Origin of the sequence: Streptomyces minutiscleroticus, from assembly GCF_014650875.1 — a bacterium.
Classification (GTDB): Bacteria; Actinomycetota; Actinomycetes; order Streptomycetales; family Streptomycetaceae; genus Streptomyces; species Streptomyces minutiscleroticus.
This window is the reverse complement of record NZ_BMVU01000174.1, coordinates 1-1,819: the sequence shown is the minus strand read 5'-3', so window position 1 is coordinate 1,819 and position 1,819 is coordinate 1. Positions and strand designations below refer to the sequence as shown.

The window sequence follows — 1,819 nt, the reverse complement described above, 5'->3', positions numbered from 1 at the left end:
TCGCGGACCGCGGCCATCTCCTCAGGTGTCACACCACCCCAACGACACCAACACGCATACAGACACGCCACTCACAGATGAACCTGACCAAGCCCTAGTGGGGCTGGTCGACCGGTTCGGAGGACTGGGCGAGCAGGCGGACGCCGCGGGGGCTGTAGGCGTAGGTGCCGACCTTGTTGCCGTCGGCGTCGACCAGGCCGACGACGCTGCCGATGGCGTCGGTGAGGTAGTAGTAGCTCTTGCCTCCGGTGGTCATGGAGTTCAGCGTGCCCCCGGGTTCGCGGTTGAAGCCCATGTCCACGCCGGCGGTCGACTTCGCCGACAGACCGAGGGGTCCGTTGTGGAAGTAGGTGTCGCCCAGGCGGATGCGTTCGCTCTGGTCGGTGGAGCCGTACTGGCCCGCATACGTCTTGCCGTTCACGGTGATCGACGACATCTGCGAGTAGTCGGTCCACTTCTCACCGGTGCAGACGTAGTCGTCGGTGGAGGCGGCGGCCGTCTCGTTGCCGATGGCGTCGTAGGACCAGGTACCGGTGGTGCTGGACTTGGAGGTGAGCTGCTGGGCGTCGTTGTAGGCGTAGGTGGTGCCGCGCGGGCAGCCCTGGGCGGTGCCCTGGGAGGTGAGGTTACCGGCCAGGTCGTAGCAGTACTGCCAGGAGCCGACGACCGAACCGTCCTTCTCCTCCTTGGCGTAGGAGAAGCGGCCCGCGCCGTCGTAGCTGTAGGTCCGCTCGCGGCCGGTGACGTGGTCGGTGCTGGTGCGGATCTTGTCACCGTCGGTCTTGGCGTCGGTGCCGTAGCCGTAGGTGTAGGCCAGGTCGACCAGGGTGCCCTGGTCGGAGGTGACCTCGATGCTCTCGGGGCGACTGGAGTTGTCGACGTCGACCTTCTGCACCGTACCGCCGGGGTAGGTGGTCGTGGTGCGGACGTCGTTGTTGTTGTACTTGTACGTCGTCACCGCGCCCTGGGGGTCCTTCAGTTCGGTGAGCTTGTTGACCTTGTTCCAGGTGTAGTTGGTCTTGCCGGCCGGGTCCTGGTAGTAGTCGACGTTGCCGGCCGCGGTGTAGGCCAGCAGGGTCTGCGAGCCGTCCTGGAGGTGGCGGACCGTCTCGTGCTGCAGCGGGTCGAAGTCGTACTTCACCGTGCCCGTGCCGTCGGTGCGCTGCACCAGGTTGCCGTCGCCGTCGTACCAGTAGCGCACCGTGTCGTTGGTGGAGGACACCGTCTTGAGACGGTCGCGCTCGTCGTAGACGTACACCTTCTTGATGCCGCGGGCGTCGGTGACCGTCTCGGTGCGGCCCAGTGCGTCATAGGTGTAGATCGTCTCACCCAGCGGTGAAGGGGCCTTGACCTTCTTGAGGTTGCCCTTGTCGTCGTAGGTGAAGGACGTGGTGACCGTCTTGGAGCTGGTCATCGTCGTCTTCTGGGTGCAGCGCTGGCCCTCGAAGCCGCCGCACTCGGGGGTGGACTTGTTGTAGGTGTAGGAGACGTTGCCGCCGCCGGTGCCGGTCTGCGCCACCGCCATGGTGTTGCCGGCCGTGTCGTAGGTGAACTCCGTCTCCTCTCCGTCGGCGTTGGTGGAGTCCTTAGAGGTCATCTCAATTGGCGAGTCGGCGGTAGCAGATGAGGGTGCAGGCGATGCTGGTGAAGGCCAGGAAGTGCTCCGCCTTGCGCTCGTAGCGGCGGTGCAGACGGCGGCATCCGGCGAGTCAGGCCATGGTCCGCTCGATCACCCAGCGGTGACGGCCCAGCCGCTGGGAGGACTCGATGCCCTTGCGGGCGATGCGGTGCCGGATGCCACGCGCGCGGAGCCATTTCC

The 1,819-nt window shown here is 65.9% G+C and carries 2 pseudogenes; both read right to left on the bottom strand.

The features are described from left to right. Positions 1 to 94 precede the first annotated feature (94 nt). Positions 95 to 1,642, bottom strand: a pseudogene (locus tag IE271_RS40745) (RHS repeat-associated core domain-containing protein); the annotation flags it as partial. Next, a pseudogene (locus IE271_RS43175) lies at positions 1,599 to 1,819 on the bottom strand (transposase); the annotation flags it as partial. The pseudogenes IE271_RS43175 and IE271_RS40745, both read right to left, overlap by 44 nt.